At 63.3% G+C, this 15,538-nt stretch carries 19 protein-coding genes and 1 tRNA gene; 5 read left to right on the top strand and 15 right to left on the bottom strand.

Going from position 1 to position 15,538, the window contains the following annotated elements; genetic code table 11:
• Positions 1-89 precede the first annotated feature (89 nt).
• The 3 genes from olsA to PHA8399_RS15090 form a co-directional block, all read right to left on the bottom strand.
• A complete protein-coding gene (gene olsA / locus PHA8399_RS15100) occupies positions 90-920 on the bottom strand; it encodes a lyso-ornithine lipid O-acyltransferase (protein WP_058286941.1) in 831 nt (276 codons plus the stop codon).
• A complete protein-coding gene (olsB, locus tag PHA8399_RS15095; protein WP_058286940.1) occupies positions 917-1,678 on the bottom strand; it encodes an L-ornithine N(alpha)-acyltransferase in 762 nt (253 codons plus the stop codon). The genes olsA and olsB overlap by 4 nt, the downstream gene beginning before the upstream one ends.
• Positions 1,679-1,784: 106 nt before the next feature.
• Positions 1,785-1,967 (bottom strand): DUF3553 domain-containing protein, encoded by a 183-nt coding sequence (locus tag PHA8399_RS15090; RefSeq protein WP_027237671.1) that lies wholly within the window; start codon positions 1,965-1,967, stop codon positions 1,785-1,787.
• Between the two features lie 34 nt (positions 1,968-2,001).
• Here PHA8399_RS15090 and PHA8399_RS15085 point away from each other — a divergent pair, with 34 nt between their 5' ends.
• Positions 2,002-2,598: a histidine phosphotransferase family protein gene (locus PHA8399_RS15085; RefSeq protein WP_058286939.1), complete on the top strand. Its 597-nt coding sequence runs from the start codon at positions 2,002-2,004 to the stop codon at positions 2,596-2,598.
• Positions 2,599-2,662: 64 nt separating this feature from the next.
• Here the strand turns inward: PHA8399_RS15085 and PHA8399_RS15080 are convergent, their stop codons facing one another.
• The 7 genes from PHA8399_RS15080 to PHA8399_RS15050 all read right to left on the bottom strand — a co-directional run bounded on the left by PHA8399_RS15080 (position 2,663) and on the right by PHA8399_RS15050 (position 8,964).
• Complete coding sequence (locus tag PHA8399_RS15080) at positions 2,663-3,928, bottom strand: glutamate-5-semialdehyde dehydrogenase (protein ID WP_058286938.1); 1,266 nt, start codon at positions 3,926-3,928, stop codon at positions 2,663-2,665.
• Positions 3,929-4,003: 75 nt separating this feature from the next.
• Positions 4,004-5,110: a glutamate 5-kinase gene (proB, locus tag PHA8399_RS15075; protein WP_058286937.1), complete on the bottom strand. Its 1,107-nt coding sequence runs from the start codon at positions 5,108-5,110 to the stop codon at positions 4,004-4,006.
• On the bottom strand, positions 5,098-6,132 hold the full coding sequence (gene obgE / locus PHA8399_RS15070; RefSeq protein WP_027243945.1) for a GTPase ObgE: 1,035 nt from the start codon (positions 6,130-6,132) through the stop codon (positions 5,098-5,100). The genes proB and obgE overlap by 13 nt, the downstream gene beginning before the upstream one ends.
• 121 nt (positions 6,133-6,253) lie before the next feature.
• A complete protein-coding gene (locus tag PHA8399_RS15065; protein ID WP_058286936.1) occupies positions 6,254-6,790 on the bottom strand; it encodes a GNAT family N-acetyltransferase in 537 nt (178 codons plus the stop codon).
• Positions 6,791-7,074: 284 nt separating this feature from the next.
• Entirely contained in the window at positions 7,075-7,344 is a 270-nt protein-coding gene (rpmA, locus tag PHA8399_RS15060) for a 50S ribosomal protein L27 (RefSeq protein WP_008553710.1), read from the bottom strand.
• 11 nt (positions 7,345-7,355) lie between these two features.
• Positions 7,356-7,910: a 50S ribosomal protein L21 gene (gene rplU, locus PHA8399_RS15055; RefSeq protein WP_058286935.1), complete on the bottom strand. Its 555-nt coding sequence runs from the start codon at positions 7,908-7,910 to the stop codon at positions 7,356-7,358.
• A 202-nt stretch (positions 7,911-8,112) separates the two neighbouring features.
• Positions 8,113-8,964, bottom strand: coding sequence for a DUF2059 domain-containing protein (locus tag PHA8399_RS15050; RefSeq protein ID WP_058286934.1), 852 nt, complete (start codon positions 8,962-8,964; stop codon positions 8,113-8,115).
• Positions 8,965-9,083: 119 nt separating this feature from the next.
• Between PHA8399_RS15050 and PHA8399_RS15045 the strand changes: the two genes are divergently transcribed.
• A tRNA-Ser gene (locus PHA8399_RS15045) sits at positions 9,084-9,173 on the top strand.
• A gap of 205 nt (positions 9,174-9,378) precedes the next feature.
• On the opposite strand, the gene PHA8399_RS15040 is transcribed toward PHA8399_RS15045, so the two are convergent.
• The 3 genes from PHA8399_RS15040 to PHA8399_RS15030 are packed head-to-tail and all read right to left on the bottom strand — an operon-like array spanning position 9,379 to position 11,700.
• Positions 9,379-10,440 (bottom strand): methyltetrahydrofolate cobalamin methyltransferase, encoded by a 1,062-nt coding sequence (locus PHA8399_RS15040; RefSeq protein ID WP_058286933.1) that lies wholly within the window; start codon positions 10,438-10,440, stop codon positions 9,379-9,381.
• Positions 10,441-10,449: 9 nt separating this feature from the next.
• Positions 10,450-11,376 (bottom strand): methylenetetrahydrofolate reductase, encoded by a 927-nt coding sequence (locus tag PHA8399_RS15035; RefSeq protein WP_058286932.1) that lies wholly within the window; start codon positions 11,374-11,376, stop codon positions 10,450-10,452.
• A gap of 27 nt (positions 11,377-11,403) precedes the next feature.
• Positions 11,404-11,700, bottom strand: coding sequence for a virulence factor (locus tag PHA8399_RS15030; protein ID WP_058286931.1), 297 nt, complete (start codon positions 11,698-11,700; stop codon positions 11,404-11,406).
• A gap of 284 nt (positions 11,701-11,984) precedes the next feature.
• On the opposite strand from PHA8399_RS15030, the gene PHA8399_RS15025 reads away from it, so the two are divergent.
• From PHA8399_RS15025 to PHA8399_RS15015, 3 genes are read left to right on the top strand one after another with little or no spacing between them, the layout of a single operon-like run.
• Positions 11,985-13,097 (top strand): Ppx/GppA phosphatase family protein, encoded by a 1,113-nt coding sequence (locus PHA8399_RS15025; RefSeq protein ID WP_058286930.1) that lies wholly within the window; start codon positions 11,985-11,987, stop codon positions 13,095-13,097.
• Between the two features lie 30 nt (positions 13,098-13,127).
• Positions 13,128-13,508 carry a hypothetical protein gene (locus tag PHA8399_RS15020; RefSeq protein WP_058286929.1) on the top strand — a complete coding sequence of 127 codons (381 nt, stop codon included), beginning with the start codon at positions 13,128-13,130 and terminating at the stop codon, positions 13,506-13,508.
• Positions 13,509-13,560: 52 nt separating this feature from the next.
• Complete coding sequence (locus tag PHA8399_RS15015) at positions 13,561-14,277, top strand: RlmE family RNA methyltransferase (protein ID WP_058286928.1); 717 nt, start codon at positions 13,561-13,563, stop codon at positions 14,275-14,277.
• Positions 14,278-14,283: 6 nt separating this feature from the next.
• Here PHA8399_RS15015 and PHA8399_RS15010 read toward each other — a convergent pair whose 3' ends face one another.
• On the bottom strand, positions 14,284-14,472 hold the full coding sequence (locus PHA8399_RS15010; RefSeq protein WP_058287280.1) for a hypothetical protein: 189 nt from the start codon (positions 14,470-14,472) through the stop codon (positions 14,284-14,286).
• A gap of 130 nt (positions 14,473-14,602) precedes the next feature.
• On the bottom strand, positions 14,603-15,469 hold the full coding sequence (locus PHA8399_RS15005) for a YihY/virulence factor BrkB family protein (protein WP_058286927.1): 867 nt from the start codon (positions 15,467-15,469) through the stop codon (positions 14,603-14,605).
• Positions 15,470-15,538: the final 69 nt, after the last annotated feature.

Below are 15,538 nucleotides of genomic sequence, written 5' to 3'. Positions count from 1 at the left end.
CCGCCTGCGGGTTCGTAGCCGCGCCTATAGATCAGATATTGTCAGCTGACAAGTGTCCGGCCGCAGAAATCGGCAGCCGGCGCGATTTTTCAGCTTTGCAAGGCTTTCTGATGGCCGCTGCGCACCAAATCCTCGGCCCGGGCGGCCAGCGCCTTGCGGTCGGGGAAATCCGACACTTTCAACGCCGGGTGATAGATCAGCTCCACCGCGCCCTGGCGCGGGGCGGCCAGCACCTTGAGCAGATGCGGGCCGAAGTCCATATCACCCCACCAGCCGTAAAACCGGGCGGGCGCCCCTTTGGGTGCATGATACACTACGGACACCGGCTGAACGTGCAGGCCATTGCGCAGATGGTCATTGAAGAAAGCGGCAAAGAGTGTTGTTTTAAAACGCAAAACACGCAACCCGTCGGTTGACGTGCCTTCCGGGAAAAACAACAGCTTATGCCCGGCGCGCAGGCGCTGCTCGAACAGGTCCGCCTGCTCTCTGGCTTTCTTGGGGTTGCGCTCGATGAACACGGTGCCGGTGGCCCGCGCCAGCCAGCCGATGCCGGGCCATCCGGCGACCTCTGCCTTGGAGACGAAATAGATCCGCTTGCGCGCGTTCAGCGCGAAGATATCCAGCCAGGAGGAATGATTGGCAACAACCGGGCCGCGCTGCCGCATCAGGGTGCCGCGGGTTATGTAACGGATCCCCATCAGGCGGAACGCGTTGCGGCAGACAAACTGGGTGATGAACGGCGTCACCGGCCGCTGGAGCCCGAACAGCGGCCGCTCCACCAGCCGCACGGCCAGCAGCAGCAGCAGGCCGCCGAACACCAGCAGCGCCAGCGGCACCCCGCGCAGCAGCACCAGGCACCAGCCCAGGGCGGTGATGCGGACCCGGTCCGGGGCTTCCTCGCTGTGCCAGCTGATGCTCATGGGCGGGCGCGGCCTCCGGCATAGATCTTGCGCTGGCGCTCATTCATCCGGGCGGTGTCCAGGATCAGGCAGACATCGGTGGTGTTGAACGCATGGTCGATACAGGCGCCTTCGCCGACAAAGCCGCCAAGCCGCAGGTAGGCCTTGATCAGCGCGGGCGTCTCCAGCATCGCGCGCTTGCGGTCCAGGTCAGCTTTGGCCACCAAGTCCATGGGTTGAAAGGATTTAGACCGCACGCGCAGCTCCGGCGGGGCAAGGTGGCTGTGGTGCAGCATGGCCAGCGGGCTGGCCAGCTGGTGCGGATCGGTTCCGTGAAAGCTCGCGACCCCGAACAGAACCTCGATCCCGTGCGCCGCAACATAATCCGCCAGCCCGGACCAGAGGTGGAACATCGCCATCCCGCCGCGGTAATCGGGGTGCAGGCAGGACCGCCCCAGCTCCAGCAGGCGGCGGCCGGAGGATTTCAGAACGCTCAGATCATATTCGTCTTCGGAGTAGAACTGCCCGGCCTTTGCCGCCTGATCGTCCCGCAGCAGCCGGTAGACGCCGGCGACCGTGCCCGTGGCGGTATCGGTGACCAGCATATGGTCAAAGAACGGGTCGAACCGGTCTTGCTCCAGCCCGGCCGCGTGATCCACCATCGCGCCGCCACCGCCCAGTTCCCGCACGAACACCTCGTACCGCAGGGCCTGGGCAGCGCGCAGCTCTGCCTCCGTGCCGGCGATTTTGACGGAAAACTCCGGGGCGCGGTGTTGCATTCGCATTCCTTGCATGTTTCAGGCTTGAGCGCAGCTTGCCCTTGGGGCAAAGAGTGCGCGGCAATTAAGGCTAATTCGAGGGAGTTCGTTAACCCTTCATAAACCGTTATGGCTCAAAGACGGGAATAAGGGAGACGCGCGCTCCGTCAATCACGAGCTTTCCTTGATCGGGAAAATTCACGGTGATCTTGCCGCCAGCGTTCGACTGCACCTGACCGACTCCCCATTCGGGGTGATCCGGGTGCCGGACGAACATGCCGGGGGCTAAAATAGCGTTGAGGTCATTCATTTGCGGGTGGCCCAGTTCGGAGGAAGTATAAGTTATGGGTGTAGATAACGCCAATCTGGCAGCATTGGTAGGGTCCCGGATCTGCCATGATCTGATCAGCCCGGTCGGCGCCATCAACAACGGTCTGGAACTGCTGGGCATGGCCGGCAGCATGTCGGGCCCGGAGCTGGAGCTGATCTCCGACAGCGTCGCCAACGCCAATGCGCGCATCCGCTTCTTCCGCGTCGCCTTTGGCGCGGCCGGCGACCAGCAGATGGCGCGGGCCGAAATCGTCTCGGTGCTGGAAGACATCAGCAAGGGCGGGCGCATCAAGTACCAGTGGTCGCCGCTGGAGGGCTGCACCCGCAGCGAGGCCCGGCTGGCCCTGCTTTCGGCGCTGTGCCTTGAAACGGCGCTGCCCTATGGCGGCACGGTCAAGATCTTCTGCGCCGACGGCAAATGGACGGTGATGGGCGAAGGCAGCAAGCTGAATGTGGATGATGAGTTGTGGGCGCGGGTCAGCGGCGGCACATCCAACGCCGAAATCACCCCGGCACTGGTCCAATTCGCGCTGCTGCCCGAAGCCGCCAAAGAGGCGAACCGCACAGTCCGGCTGGAGCAGAACCTGGAAAAGATCACGCTGCAGTTCTGACCGGGCGGCACCTTCACAAAGAAACGCCGGGCCTTGCGCCCGGCGTTTTGCGTTTTCAGGGGTGTCAGGCGCGGGTCGTGCCGTTGCCGCGCACCAGGTATTTGAAACTGGTGAGCTGCGCCGCGCCCACCGGACCGCGGGCGTGCATCTTGCCGGTGGCAATGCCGATCTCTGCCCCCATGCCGAACTCGCCGCCGTCGGCAAACTGGGTCGAGGCATTGTGCATCAGGATGGCGCTGTCCAGCTCGGCAAAGAACTTCTGAACTGCGGCCTCGTCCTCGGTGATGATGCAGTCGGTGTGCTGGGAGTGATGCGTGCGGATGTGCTGGATGGCGTCATCAATGCCCGCTACCTGCTTGGCAGCGATGATGGAATCCAGATACTCCTTGCCCCAGTCATCCGCCGTTGCGGCGGTCATGCCGTCCGGTCCGGGCAGACCTTCCCCGGCGCGGATTTCCACGCCGGCAGCGGCCAGCGCTTCCAAAACCGCCTTGCCCAGCGTCGGCGCAATGTCCTGGTGGATCAGCAGGCATTCGGCGGCGCCGCAGATACCCGTCCGCCGGGTCTTCGCGTTCACCACCACGTCCAGCGCCTTTTGCGGGTCGGCGGCTTTGTCGAGGTAGATATGCACGATGCCTTCGAGGTGGGCAAAAACCGGCACCCGGGCCTCGCGCTGGACCAGCCCGACCAGCCCCTTGCCGCCGCGGGGCACGATGACATCGACATAGTCTGTCATGGTCAGCAGCTCCTGCACCGCCGCGCGGTCGCGGGTCGGCACCAGATGCACGGCGTCCTCGGGCAGGCCAGCGGATTTCAGGCCCTCTGCCAGGCAGGCATGGATGGCCTGAGACGAGTGGAAGCTTTCGGAGCCGCCGCGCAGGATGACCGCATTGCCCGATTTGAGGCACAGCGCGCCGGCATCAGCCGTCACATTGGGGCGGCTTTCATAGATCACGCCGATCACCCCCAGCGGGGTGCGCACGCGCTGGATTTTCAGGCCGGAGGGCTGCTCCCATTCCTCCATCACCTCGCCAACCGGGTCGCGCTGCCCGCCCACCGCACGCAGGCCGTCGACGATGCCCTGGATCCGGGCCTCGTCCAGCATCAGCCGGTCCATCATCGCGTCCGTCAGGCCCTTGCCGCGGCCGAACTCCAGATCCTTGGCATTTGCCGCGATGATCTCCGCCCGGCGGCTCCAGACCGCGTCTGCGGCGGCGGTCAGGGCCGCTTCTTTGCGCTCAGCGCTGGCTGTCGCCAGGATTTGCGCCGCTTGCTTTGCACGTTTGCCAAGCTCCGCCATCACGGCGGGAATATTCTCGTTATCTTTCATGTGTCTCGCGCCTTTGCCGGTCCCTGTCTGGCACTTCCGTGCTTGCCGGCTGGAATACCCTATCAGGTTGTCTGATCAAAGCGCCATATCATCGCGGTGAATCAGCGCAGCGCGGGCGGGATAGCCCAGCGTGGCCTCGATATCATGCGAGCGGCGCCCCTGAATGGCACGGGCCTCTTCGGCGGTGTAGCGCGACAGCCCCTGCCCCAGTTTGCGCCCGTCTGGGCCGAGGATGGCCAGCGGATCGCCGCGGCCAAAGTCACCCTCCACATGACGGACGCCTGCGGGCAGCAGGCTGTTGCCGGACATCAGCGCGCGGGCGGCGCCCTCGTCGATGGTCAGGACGCCGCGCGTCTTCATCGCGCTGATCCAGCGTTTGCGCGCAGTTTGCGGATCGCCCTGCCCGGTGAACCAGGTGCAAGCGGCGCCATCTTCGAGATTTTTCAGAGGGTTCAGAGGCGAACCTTCGGTGATCGCCATCTCACATCCCGCCGCTGTCGCCATTTTCGCAGCCAGCAGTTTTGTGATCATCCCACCCTTGGACAGGCCGGAGACACCATCGCCCGCCATCGCCTCGATCTCGGGCGTTATCTCGTCAATCCGGTCATAGCGTTTGGCATCCGGGTCCAGCGCCGGGTTGGCGCTGTAAAAGCCATCAACATCGGACAGCAGGATCAGGCAGTCGGCCCCGACCGTCACCGCCACCTGCGCGGCCAGGCGGTCATTGTCGCCATAGCGGATTTCGTCGGTTGCGATGGTGTCGTTTTCGTTGACGATCGGCACCGCGCCCATGCTCAGCAGCGTTTCCAGCGTCGCGCGGGAATTCAGGTAGCGGCGGCGGTTTTCGCTGTCTTCCAGCGTCACCAGCACCTGCGCAGTGGTGATCCGGTGCGGCGCCAGCGCCTCCTCATAGGCGCGGGCCAGGCGGATCTGGCCAACGGCGGCGGCGGCCTGGGATTTCTCCAGCGGCAGATCTGCGCGGGGCAGCCCCAGCACGCCCCGGCCCAGGGCGATGGAGCCGGAGGAAACCAGCACCACATCGGTGCCGCGGGATTTCAGCCAGGCGACGTCATTGGCCAGCGAATGCAGCCAGCCTGCCCGCAGCTCGCCGGTGCCCCGGTCGACCAGCAGCGCCGAGCCGATCTTGACGACGATCCGTTTTGCCGAGGTCAGGGCTGCCAAGGCTGTTCCTCCTCGGCGGGTTTCATCCGGACGCGGTCATCGTCGATTTCGGCCCGCACGGCGCGCAGCACCTCGTTCAGGCCTTCGCGGCTGACGCCGGACATCATCATTACAGGCCCGCCCACGGCGGCCTCCAGCGCGGCGCGTTTCTCCTCCCGCTCTTCGGGGTCGAGCGCGTCGACCTTGTTCAGCGCGGTGATGCGGGGTTTGGTGGCAAGCTCGCCGCCATAGGCCTCAAGCTCGCCGATGATGGTTTCGTAGTCTTCGACCACCGTTTCCGAGGTGCCGTCCACAAGGTGCAGCAGCACCGCACAGCGTTCGACATGGCCCAGGAAGCGGTCGCCAATGCCGCGCCCCTCATGCGCGCCTTCGATCAGGCCGGGGATGTCCGCCACCACAAATTCGGTGTTGTCGATGCCCACCACGCCCAAATTCGGGTGCAGGGTGGTAAAGGGGTAGTCGGCGATTTTGGGCCGCGCGTTCGAGGTCGCCGCCAGGAAGGTGGACTTGCCCGCGTTCGGCAGGCCCAGCAGACCCGCATCGGCAATCAGCTTGAGCCGCAGCCAGATGGTGCGGTCGACGCCCTCCTGCCCCGGGTTGGCGCGGCGCGGTGCCTGGTTGGTGGAAGATTTGAAATGCAGGTTGCCAAAGCCGCCGTTGCCGCCCTTGGCCAGCAACACGCGCTGGCCCGGTTCGGTCAGGTCGGCCAGCACGGTTTCCTGATCCTCGTCGAGGATCTCGGTCCCCACCGGAACCCGCAGGATGATGTCGTCGCCGTCCTTGCCGGTGCGCTGGCGGCCCATGCCGGACTGGCCGTTTTTGGCAAAGAAATGCTGCTGATAGCGGAAGTCGATCAGGGTGTTCAGCCCCTCGGTGACCTCGGCCCAGACCGAGCCGCCCTTGCCGCCGTCGCCGCCGTCGGGGCCGCCGAATTCGATGTACTTTTCACGCCGGAAGCTGACGCAGCCGTTCCCGCCGGCGCCCGAGCGGATGTAGACTTTTGCCAGATCGAGGAATTTCATGACAGCTCCTTAATGCGGCAGGATCTTACGGCCTGCCCGCGCAGTACAAGTGTCCCGCCAAGGCGCGGAGCTTTGACGGGAGTGTTTCGTTTGCCTTACCGCAAAGCGCGCGCCGCGCCAATCACAGTTTTCGGCTGTAGGTCCAGGTTGGAACAGTGGCGTCACGCGCGACAGAAAAGCTTTCGGCGTCGCCCAGGTAGTCAAAACCGCAATGGATCAGCACCCGCGCAGAGGCCGGGTTGTCCTGGAACACGCAGGCAAACATCGCCGCGTTGTTCTGCGGATTTGCATCGACCAGCGCCTTGAGCGCCGCAGAGGCAAGCCCGGTATTCCAAAACGGCGGTGCGGTCCAGTACGACACTTCAGACTGGTTCCGGTCCATCCGTTTCAGGCCGATCACGCCCTTCATCTCGGCATCGCCATCGGCGGTGCCATCAATCACCCAGACATCCTCATCCCGCTCATCCGCCATGGCACGCGCCACAAAAGCCTCTGCCGCGCCGGGCGGCAGCGGGTGCGGGATCGACCGGGTCATGCGGGCAACGCGCTCGTCGCTGACGTAATGCTCAATCAGCCCGGCATCGGATTTCCGCACCGGGCGCAGTATGAAACGTTCGGTTTCAATGACCTGCTGGCACACGATTTGATCCAGATTCATGGATGTGCTCCTCCTCTGCCGTGTTTTTGCGGGCTCACAAGGCCCTCATTATTGTGGCGGCCAAAATCAGATGTGCACGCCCTGCCCCTGCGGCAAGGCACGCGCTGTTCAAATTGCGCAAAACTTCCCGTTGGCCGGGCGTGAACACCCGGGAGCCGCGGCGCTGCGCTGGGGGGCTTGGCCTGTGCTGGGAAAATCATCATACACTCGCATACTCAAAAACAGAAAGAGGGACCGGCCTTATAGCCGATCCCCCTAAAGATTTCTTTACCCTTCGGGTCGGCTTACTCAGCGGCCTCCGCCACTGGGAGAACCGATACAAAGGTGCGGCCTTTCAGGCCTTTGCGGAAGCTTACAGCACCGTCAGCAGTGGCAAACAGAGTGTGGTCTTTGCCCATGCCCACGCCTTCGCCGGCCCAGAATTTGGTGCCGCGCTGACGCACGATGATGTTGCCTGCGATGGCCGCCTGGCCACCGAAGAGTTTCACGCCAAGGCGGCGACCAGCAGAGTCGCGGCCGTTACGGGAGGAACCGCCAGCTTTTTTATGTGCCATTCTCTCTCTCCTTAGCCTTTGGCCAGCTCTTTGGCCTGCTCAACCCACTCGGGCTTCACTTTGACTGCTTCGATACCAGCAATGTCGTCTTCGGACAAGGCTGCGATCTGGGCAAAGCTGGTGAAGCCTGCTTCTGCCAGTTTCTTGGCAGCTGCGGGGCCGACGCCGGTCAGCTGGGTGAGGTCGTCCGAGGCAGCAGCGTCAGCAGCCGGGGCAGCTTTGGCAGCAGCTTTCGGAGCGGATTTGGTTGCACCCGATGCCAGGATCTCGGTGATCCGGACCAGGGTCAGTTTCTGACGGTGGCCTTTGGTGCGCTTGGAGGAGTGCTTCCGGCGGCGCTTCACAAAGTTGATCAGCTTATCGCCTTTGATCTGGTCGATCACTTCTGCCTTCACGGCAGCGCCTTCCACCAGCGGAGCGCCCACAACGGGTGCGTCGCCGCCAAGCATCAGAATTTCGTCGAACTGGATGGTGTCGCCAGCATCTGCAGCAAGTTTTTCAACGCGGAGCACGTCGCCCGCCTGAACCTTGTACTGCTTGCCGCCAGTCTTGAGGACCGCAAACATGTGCGTCTTTCCTTTTCTTACCGCGTCCTACGGCCCCCTTGCGGGCGTTCCGGCTGATGCCGCCTCGAACAGCGCGCCCCTGTGCAGGGCGGATTACAAGTAAATCCCGGCACGCGGATTCCGGGCCGGGATGCGGGCTTATGGTTCGGAATGCCGGGGCTGTCAACCGTTTTTCCACAGGCGGCATCAACGGTTTGCCGGGTCAGATATCCTGCCCCGGTGTCAGCTCGGCCATGCGGTGCGCCAGCTCCTCAAAGCGGTTGGCGGTGATTTCATACTGCACCGCATTCAACAGCTCGTAAACCCGCTGCATCGGCGCCTCCTCCAGCGCCTCGACATAGGCCTGGACCTCAGCGTCGGTGAATTCCTGATAGGTATAGGCAGAGGCCGCCAGGCTGGAGGCCTGCAGGCTGAGGCGCAAGTCGCCTTCCTGCTCCTTCATCAGCGCGCGCAGGCCTTCGGCGTCCAGCTCCAGCTCAATCACGCCCGCGGCGGCTGCGGCCATCAGGAAGCGGAACTGGATCTGCTGCAGCGCCCGCACGCCGGTGCCGGCCGCATCGATGGCCGATCCCATCCGCTGGTACATGGCGACGCGCTCGCTGCCCTCCTTCACCAGACCGGAAATGATCCGGTTGCCGGCCAGTTGCTTCACCTCGTCATCCTCAATCAGATGAGAGGCGTTTTCCGCCCGCACCAGCCGCTTGCCCAGATCGCTGGCATAAAAGGCTGAGGCGTGATCCAGCGCCTCGTCATCCAGCGTGTTCTCCAGAATCTCCACGGCAAGCCCGCGCATTTCGCGGGTGTCGAACACATCTTGCGACAAGTCGGTCCACTGGCTGCCGAAGGCGCCGGTGTCAAAGCCCAGCATTTCCGGCGCGCTGGAGGCGGAGAGCGCAATGCTGTCGAGCGCCACATCAAATCCGGTCACTTCCAGAAACGCCTCCACCCGTTCGCGGTCTGCGGCCCGGGCCGCCAGCGGCACGGCGGCGATGGCGAAACACAGCACGGCGAGGACACGGACAAGCACAGCGGGGGTTGGGGCGATCATCTGCATAGGGCAAATCTAGGCAAAAACCTTTGGCTGGCAACGGATTTCCGGCTTTTTTTGTCAAAGGCGCATTTCGCCCCTTGCGCCAGTCCGGAATCAACATTAAACCGCGCCTCACCCCCCGCGGAGAGGTGCCGGAGTGGTCGAACGGGGCGGTCTCGAAAACCGTTGTGGGTGCAAGCCCACCCAGGGTTCGAATCCCTGTCTCTCCGCCACTTTCCCTTACAGACCGCTTCCCGAACAAGACGAACGGCGTGCGTCAAAATGACGAGCCGCCTTCGGGTTTGTCCGATTGGCTGTGCTTTCATCAGTCCGGACGGCCTGCAGCCATCCATCCAAAGAGAGCGCCACAACCTCCTGGCATCAAACGAAAAAGGCCGGACATTTTTGCCCGGCCTTATGTGTTTCAAGCTGCGCGGATCAGGCGCGGCGGCGGCGTCCGCCGGCGCGGCCGCCACGGCCGCGGCCCTCTTCGCCTTCGGCAGCCGGCGGCTTGTTGAACTTGATCCACTCACCGCCGTGCGGGTCGTTGTTGGTCAGGAAGTTGGCAGCGCGGATGGCTTCCATTTCCTTACCGGCGCGCGGCTTGGTGGAGCCCAGGCCGAACATGGTGACAAAGGTCTCATCGTCCATCCCTTCCGGCAGGATGATGCCAGCCGCTTCGACCATGGCCTTCTTCTCGGCAATGGCCTTTTGGGTCACCGGCAGTGCCACCGGGTTCATGATCGCGGAGGTCATGCCCGCGCCCATGGCCATCGGCAGGAAGGCGTTGTTGATGCCGTGGCGGTTCGGCAGTCCGAAGGAGATGTTGGAGGCGCCGCAGGTGGTGTTCACGCCCAGTTCTTCGCGCAGGCGGCGGACTAGGGCAAACACCTGAAGGCCGGCGGTCGCCATTGCGCCAACCGGCATCACCAGCGGGTCCACCACGATGTCATGCGCCGGGATGCCGAAATCGGCAGCGCGCTCAACGATCTTCTTGGCGACGGCAAAGCGCACATCGGGGTCTTCCGAAATGCCGGTGTCATCGTTGGAGATCGCCACAACCGGGACATTATACTTTTTGACCAGCGGCAAGATCTGCTCCAGACGCTCTTCTTCGCCAGTGACGGAGTTCAGCAGCGGACGGCCTTCACAGACTTCCAGGCCGGCCTCCAGCGCGCCCGGCACCGAAGAGTCGATGCACAGCGGCACATCGACCAGTCCCTGCACCAGCTCGATGATTTTCCTCATCAGCGGCGGCTCGGTCTCGTTCGGGTTCGGATTGGAGTTGTAGACCACACCCGCATTGATATCGAGGACGGTTGCGCCGGCCAGAACCTGTGCCACAGCGTCCTTCTCGACAGTGGAGAAATCGCCGGCTTCCAGTTCGGCGGCCAGTTTCTTGCGGCCGGTCGGGTTGATGCGCTCCCCGATCACGCAGAACGGCTCATCAAAGCCCAGGATCGCGGTTTTGGTTTTTGATTCTACGACTGTACGGGTCATTGTTGATCCTTAGGAGTTGACCGGCTTCGCCGAGGCGCCGCCGTTGTTGATGGCCCAGGTGGCATTGGTCTTGATGCCGCCCAGCGGGAAGAAATGGACGTTGGTGATGTTGAAATCCGGGTTCTCGGCTTTGTAGGCGGCCAGCTCGGCAACGACATCGTTCGGCTCGTAGGGCAGCAGCAGCTTGGAGACGTCCATCGCGCGTTTCTGCAGCACCTTCAGCGACGGGCCAACACCGCAAGCAATAGCGAATTTGATCAGGGTCTGCAGCTTGGCCGGGCCCGCGATGCCGATGTGGATCGGCAGGTCGACGCCCGCAGCCTTCAGGCCGTTTGCCCATTCGATGATCGGCTTGGCCTCAAACGCGAACTGGGTGGCCAGCGCCATTTTGGCGTCGGTGCGCTCAGAGAATTTCTGTTTCCACTGAAGCGCTTCGGAGACGTTTTTGGTAGAGCCGTCCGGGTCGATATCCTTGTTGCCTTCCGGGTGGCCGGCAACGTGCAGGCTGGTGAAGCCCGCCTTGTCGAACAGGCCGGTTTCCAGCAGCTGCATGGAGCTGTGGAAGTCGCCATGCGGCTTGGCAACACCGCCGGCCAGCATCAGCGCCTGCTTGACGTCCGCCTCGCCCTGGTAGCGGGCGATCCAGTCGGCCAGGGTGGCCTCGTCCTTGATGATCCGCGCCGGGAAGTGCGGCATCACCGGGAAGCCTTCGGCGTTCAGGCGCTTGGCGGTGGCGACCATATCCTCGATCGGGGTGCCTTCGATGTGCGCGATGTAGACGCGGGTGCCGGCCGGCAGCAGGTCGCGGAAGTTCTCGACCTTTTCCGCGGTGCGCGGCATGACTTCGATCGAGTAGTCCTGCAGGAAGGCTTCGACCTGCGGGTTGACGGTCTGGGCAGCGCCAGTGTCACGTTTCTTAAAGTTCAGCAAAGCCATCACGGCCTCCCAAGAGTGGTCTGCGGGTCAAGCCCATCCGTCATTTGCAATCAGCGCCTTCAGGCGGTCCTGATCATACTCAGCTTCCAGGCGTCTGGCCTCGGCTTCGGCAACATCGGCTGCCTCGCCTTCGGCGGAAAACGGGGCTGCCTTGCGCCACTCGGCAAGATAGGCGTCCGCGTCCTTGGCGTTCACCTTCATGGCCGCACGGTCGATGGCCTGCTCGAACCGTTCTTCGAGCTGGCGCTTGGCGCCGCCGCGGCCCTTGCCAACGATGACCTGCGCAGGAATGTCGCGCCAGTAAACGATCGTAACGTCGGGCATGCCCTGATTTCCTCCTAACCTGGATAGACCACGTTCTAGAGCGGCGGCGCTCGGCAAGTTGGTCGAATTTCGACAACACGATGGGATTGAGCGACGTTTTGCTGTTGCGACCCTAGCTTTGTGCACCTTCGAATGCCACAGCGGTGTACCGCCAAAATATTCATATGGATTATGAGGAACCCGCTAGGCAGCGGAAATTGCTTCGCTTCTGGCGGCTGGAGCTTGCGCCGCCGCAGCTGCGCACCTATTGTCACAGTTAACACGATAATCGGAGGGCGTGAATCATGGCGCCCAGGCGCTCGAAAGGTGCGGGCGCGTTTCCCCAAGCGGTTGAAACCCCTGCACCGGCCCGTCCCGATCCAGATGCGCTTTATGCTGCATTGGATTTGGGAACAAACAGCTGCCGTATGCTGATTGCCCAGCCCAAGGGCAGCGGCATACATGTGGTGGACAGTTTCTCCAAGTCGGTGCAACTGGGCGCCGGGCTGGAGCGGACCGGACGGCTGTCGCGGTCCTCGATGGCGCGCACCATCCAGGCGCTGCGCATCTGTCAGCAAAAGCTCAAGCGCAACAGGGTCCGGCGAATGCGGCTGGTCGCGACCGAGGCTTGCCGCCGGGCCAAGAACGCCCGCGACTTCATTCGTCAGGTCAAGCGCGAGACCGGGCTGACGCTGGAAATCATCCAGCCGGAGGAGGAGGCGCGGCTGGCGGTCATCTCCTGCGCGCCGCTGGTTTCGACCAAGACGGAACAGCTGCTGGTGGTCGATATCGGCGGCGGCTCGACGGAACTGGTGTGGATCGACATTTCCTCCGTCCCGCGGCGCGACCGCCCGTCGGCGATCATGCGGCTGCACAACGGCTTCCAGCTGAGCGAAAGCCCCTTCCCCGCTGCCAAGGTTGTGGATTGGATTTCCGTGCCGCTGGGGGTCGCCACTTTGCGCGATCAGTTCAACGATGTGGAGGATGACGCCGCCCGCTTTGCACTGATGAGCTGGTTCTTTGAGGAGAACCTGGCGGATTTCGCCCCCTACAAGAATGAGCAGGCGCGCGCAGGGTTTCAGATCGTCGGCACCTCCGGCACCGTGACCACAGTGGCCGCGTCGCACCTGGGGCTTAAGCGGTATGACCGCACCAAGGTGGACGGGCTGCGGATGACCAGCGATCAGATTGACAAGGTGATCCGGGGGTATCTTGAACTCGGGCCCCAGGGCCGCCGCCGCGACCCCCGCATCGGCGAGGACCGGCAGGCGCTGATCATGTCCGGATCCGCGATCCTGCAGGCGCTGCTGCGCTGCTGGCCGACCGACCGGCTGTCGGTTGCGGACCGCGGCCTGCGCGAAGGCCTGCTCTATGCGCAGATGAGCGCGGATGGCGTTCTGGAGGACGGCCCCTACTGACAGATCAGAAGCATCCGGAAGGTTCCATGCATGTATACGGTCATTGCCATAGCTTACCGGCTAAGCACCGTCTCGGTAACGGTTTCTGCACTGGAGGCAGCGGGGTTCAAGGTATTTTGCCCCTGGATCAACACCATGGCGCTGCTGCCCCATTACAGCCTGGCATTCGGCGGGGTTCCGGTCAGTGTTCCGGCCGAAAATGCAGCGGAGGCCTCTGAGTTTCTCTGCGCAATTCACAGCGGGCATCTAAGCCCTTTGGAAACGGAAGACTGCGAAGCTGATCCGCTGCCCGCCCTGCCAGAGAAGAACAGCCTTTGGAACAAGGGTGCAAACCTTTTAGGATATGTGCTGTTCGGCATATCCGCTCCCTGGCCTGAGCTTGCGCTATCCGGGGAAAAAGCATCGCCTTGATCCGGCGGGTGCAAGAGGTTATCTGCAGCCCTTACTTTCGGAGAAAACACTCATGGCAAAGACCCCCACTGGTAAAAACACATCCGGCCGCGGCCAGCGGGATCTGAAGGTCAAGGTGAAGACCGCCCGCGGCCGCAAGCTCAGCTCGACCCGCTGGCTGCAGCGGCAGCTGAATGACCCCTATGTCAGAAGGGCGCAGGCCGAGGGGTATCGCGGTCGTGCCGCCTACAAGATCATGGAGTTGGACGACAAGTACCAGTTCCTGGTAAATGGTGCGCGTGTTGTCGACCTGGGCTGCGCGCCCGGCGGCTGGGCGCAGGTTGCGGTCAAGCGCATCAACGCGCTGGGGGAAAAGCCGGGCAAGGCCGTGGGCCGCATCATCGGTGTGGACCTGCAGGAGGTGGAGCCGCTGGCCGGGGCCGAATTCCATCAGCTTGATTTCATGGATGAGGGCGCCGACGACAAGGTCAAGGAATGGCTGGGCGGCAAGGCCGATGTGGTGATGTCGGACATGGCGGCGGCCAGTTCAGGCCATAAGCAGACCGACCATTTGCGGATTATCTCGCTGTGCGAAGCCGCGGCCTATTTCGCCTTTGACGTGCTGGAAGAGGGCGGCACCTTTGTGGCCAAGGTTCTGGCGGGCGGCGCCGAGGGAGAGCTTCAGAAGCTGCTGAAGCAGAAGTTCACCAAGGTGATGAACATGAAGCCGCCCTCCTCGCGGTCGGACAGCTCCGAGAAATTCGTCGTCGCCATGGGGTTCCGCGGCTAAGCGGTCTCAGACCGGCCGGTTGTGCGGGGTTGTCAGCGACCGGCTGGCCAGGGTGCGCAGCAGGATTGCCTCCGCACCGTCGTCATCGGTCAGCCGGGACACCCGCAGCTTGCGGCTGACATGGCTGGCCATCTCGCGCTGGCGCATCAGTTCGAACAGCCGCATGTGGCGCAGTTTGCTTTGCAGTTTTGTCATGATGGCCCCTTCTGGTTCCGCTGCTTTCATGCAGGTTTAGACAGGGATTAGGCCGCAACCGGGGCTCAATTGTGGCAAAGCCTGCCTTATTGTTGCAAATACGGAAACAGTTGCGCGAAAGCCGCAGCCGTCATGTCCGGCCCATGCTGTCGGCCATGTCGCTTAAGGCGCCGTTGAATTCCGCGCCCAGGATCAGGATTGCGGAATTCAGATAGAGGAAGATCATCGCCGCCATCGCCCCCGCAAGCCCGGCATATGTGGCGGAGTAGCGGGCGAATGAGCCGACATACACCGCAAATCCGCTGCCGCAGGCCAGCCACAGGAGCAGGGTCAGAACCGCCCCCGGCAAAATCCGCCGGAACCGGTGGATCCGTCCCGGCAGCAGGATGTGAAACGCCAGCACCGCGCCAATGGGCAACGCCAGCGCCAGAAGGCCGCTCAGCCCCTGCTCCCACCCCTGCGGAACGCTGGCAAACGGCAGCAGCTTGGTGATGTGGCGCACGTAAAGCGGCAGAAACACCTCAAAGAAGGCCACCGCCAGAATGCCCGCCCCGCCCATGATGACCAGCCCGATGCAGAGCGCGCGGGCGCGCCAGAACGGCCGGGTGTCGGTATCGTGGTAGGCCTGCACCATCGCCACCCGCACCGCATCGACCCCGTTGGAGGCAAAATACAGCGCGAACAGGCCGCCCAGGGTCACAAGCTGGGTGTTCGACGTCTGCAGCACCGACTTCAGCTCAGTCAGAATCGGCCGCGCCACGGCGTCGGGCCAGACACTGAACACCTGCTCGGTCATGAGGTCCATTTCCACCTCTTGCGACAGCAGGCTGGCCACGGTGCCGGCCAGCGCAACCGTGAACAGAACAAACGGGAACAGCGCCAGCATCATCGACATGGCGATGTGGCTGCTCATGACCCAGCCGTTCTTCCGGTTGAACCGGCGGGCGGCGGTCAGAAGCGCTGCGGGCCAGCGGCTCAGAGGGGGCAGGATCGGCATGCAGGCAAGGTTCCACAGCCGCCCGCAAATATCCAGTATCAATGGCCCTTTATGCGGTTTTAGCGTTGC

The organism is Leisingera aquaemixtae, assembly GCF_001458395.1.
Classification (GTDB): Bacteria; Pseudomonadota; Alphaproteobacteria; order Rhodobacterales; family Rhodobacteraceae; genus Leisingera; species Leisingera aquaemixtae.
This window is presented reverse-complemented; position numbering and strand designations above follow the sequence as displayed.

What these genes read in the sequence shown, in the direction of transcription:
- olsA (WP_058286941.1), bottom strand. Translation starts at nt 920, where the DNA reads ATGAGCATCAGCTGGCACAGCGAGGAAGCCCCGGACCGGGTCCGCATC.
- olsB (WP_058286940.1), bottom strand. Translation starts at nt 1,678, where the DNA reads ATGCAACACCGCGCCCCGGAGTTTTCCGTCAAAATCGCCGGCACGGAG.
- PHA8399_RS15090 (WP_027237671.1), bottom strand. Translation starts at nt 1,967, where the DNA reads ATGAATGACCTCAACGCTATTTTAGCCCCCGGCATGTTCGTCCGGCAC.
- PHA8399_RS15085 (WP_058286939.1), top strand. Translation starts at nt 2,002, where the DNA reads ATGGGTGTAGATAACGCCAATCTGGCAGCATTGGTAGGGTCCCGGATC.
- PHA8399_RS15080 (WP_058286938.1), bottom strand. Translation starts at nt 3,928, where the DNA reads ATGAAAGATAACGAGAATATTCCCGCCGTGATGGCGGAGCTTGGCAAA.
- obgE (WP_027243945.1), bottom strand. Translation starts at nt 6,132, where the DNA reads ATGAAATTCCTCGATCTGGCAAAAGTCTACATCCGCTCGGGCGCCGGC.
- PHA8399_RS15065 (WP_058286936.1), bottom strand. Translation starts at nt 6,790, where the DNA reads ATGAATCTGGATCAAATCGTGTGCCAGCAGGTCATTGAAACCGAACGT.
- rpmA (WP_008553710.1), bottom strand. Translation starts at nt 7,344, where the DNA reads ATGGCACATAAAAAAGCTGGCGGTTCCTCCCGTAACGGCCGCGACTCT.
- rplU (WP_058286935.1), bottom strand. Translation starts at nt 7,910, where the DNA reads ATGTTTGCGGTCCTCAAGACTGGCGGCAAGCAGTACAAGGTTCAGGCG.
- PHA8399_RS15050 (WP_058286934.1), bottom strand. Translation starts at nt 8,964, where the DNA reads ATGCAGATGATCGCCCCAACCCCCGCTGTGCTTGTCCGTGTCCTCGCC.
- PHA8399_RS15040 (WP_058286933.1), bottom strand. Translation starts at nt 10,440, where the DNA reads ATGACCCGTACAGTCGTAGAATCAAAAACCAAAACCGCGATCCTGGGC.
- PHA8399_RS15035 (WP_058286932.1), bottom strand. Translation starts at nt 11,376, where the DNA reads ATGGCTTTGCTGAACTTTAAGAAACGTGACACTGGCGCTGCCCAGACC.
- PHA8399_RS15030 (WP_058286931.1), bottom strand. Translation starts at nt 11,700, where the DNA reads ATGCCCGACGTTACGATCGTTTACTGGCGCGACATTCCTGCGCAGGTC.
- PHA8399_RS15025 (WP_058286930.1), top strand. Translation starts at nt 11,985, where the DNA reads ATGGCGCCCAGGCGCTCGAAAGGTGCGGGCGCGTTTCCCCAAGCGGTT.
- PHA8399_RS15020 (WP_058286929.1), top strand. Translation starts at nt 13,128, where the DNA reads ATGTATACGGTCATTGCCATAGCTTACCGGCTAAGCACCGTCTCGGTA.
- PHA8399_RS15015 (WP_058286928.1), top strand. Translation starts at nt 13,561, where the DNA reads ATGGCAAAGACCCCCACTGGTAAAAACACATCCGGCCGCGGCCAGCGG.
- PHA8399_RS15010 (WP_058287280.1), bottom strand. Translation starts at nt 14,472, where the DNA reads ATGACAAAACTGCAAAGCAAACTGCGCCACATGCGGCTGTTCGAACTG.
- PHA8399_RS15005 (WP_058286927.1), bottom strand. Translation starts at nt 15,469, where the DNA reads ATGCCGATCCTGCCCCCTCTGAGCCGCTGGCCCGCAGCGCTTCTGACC.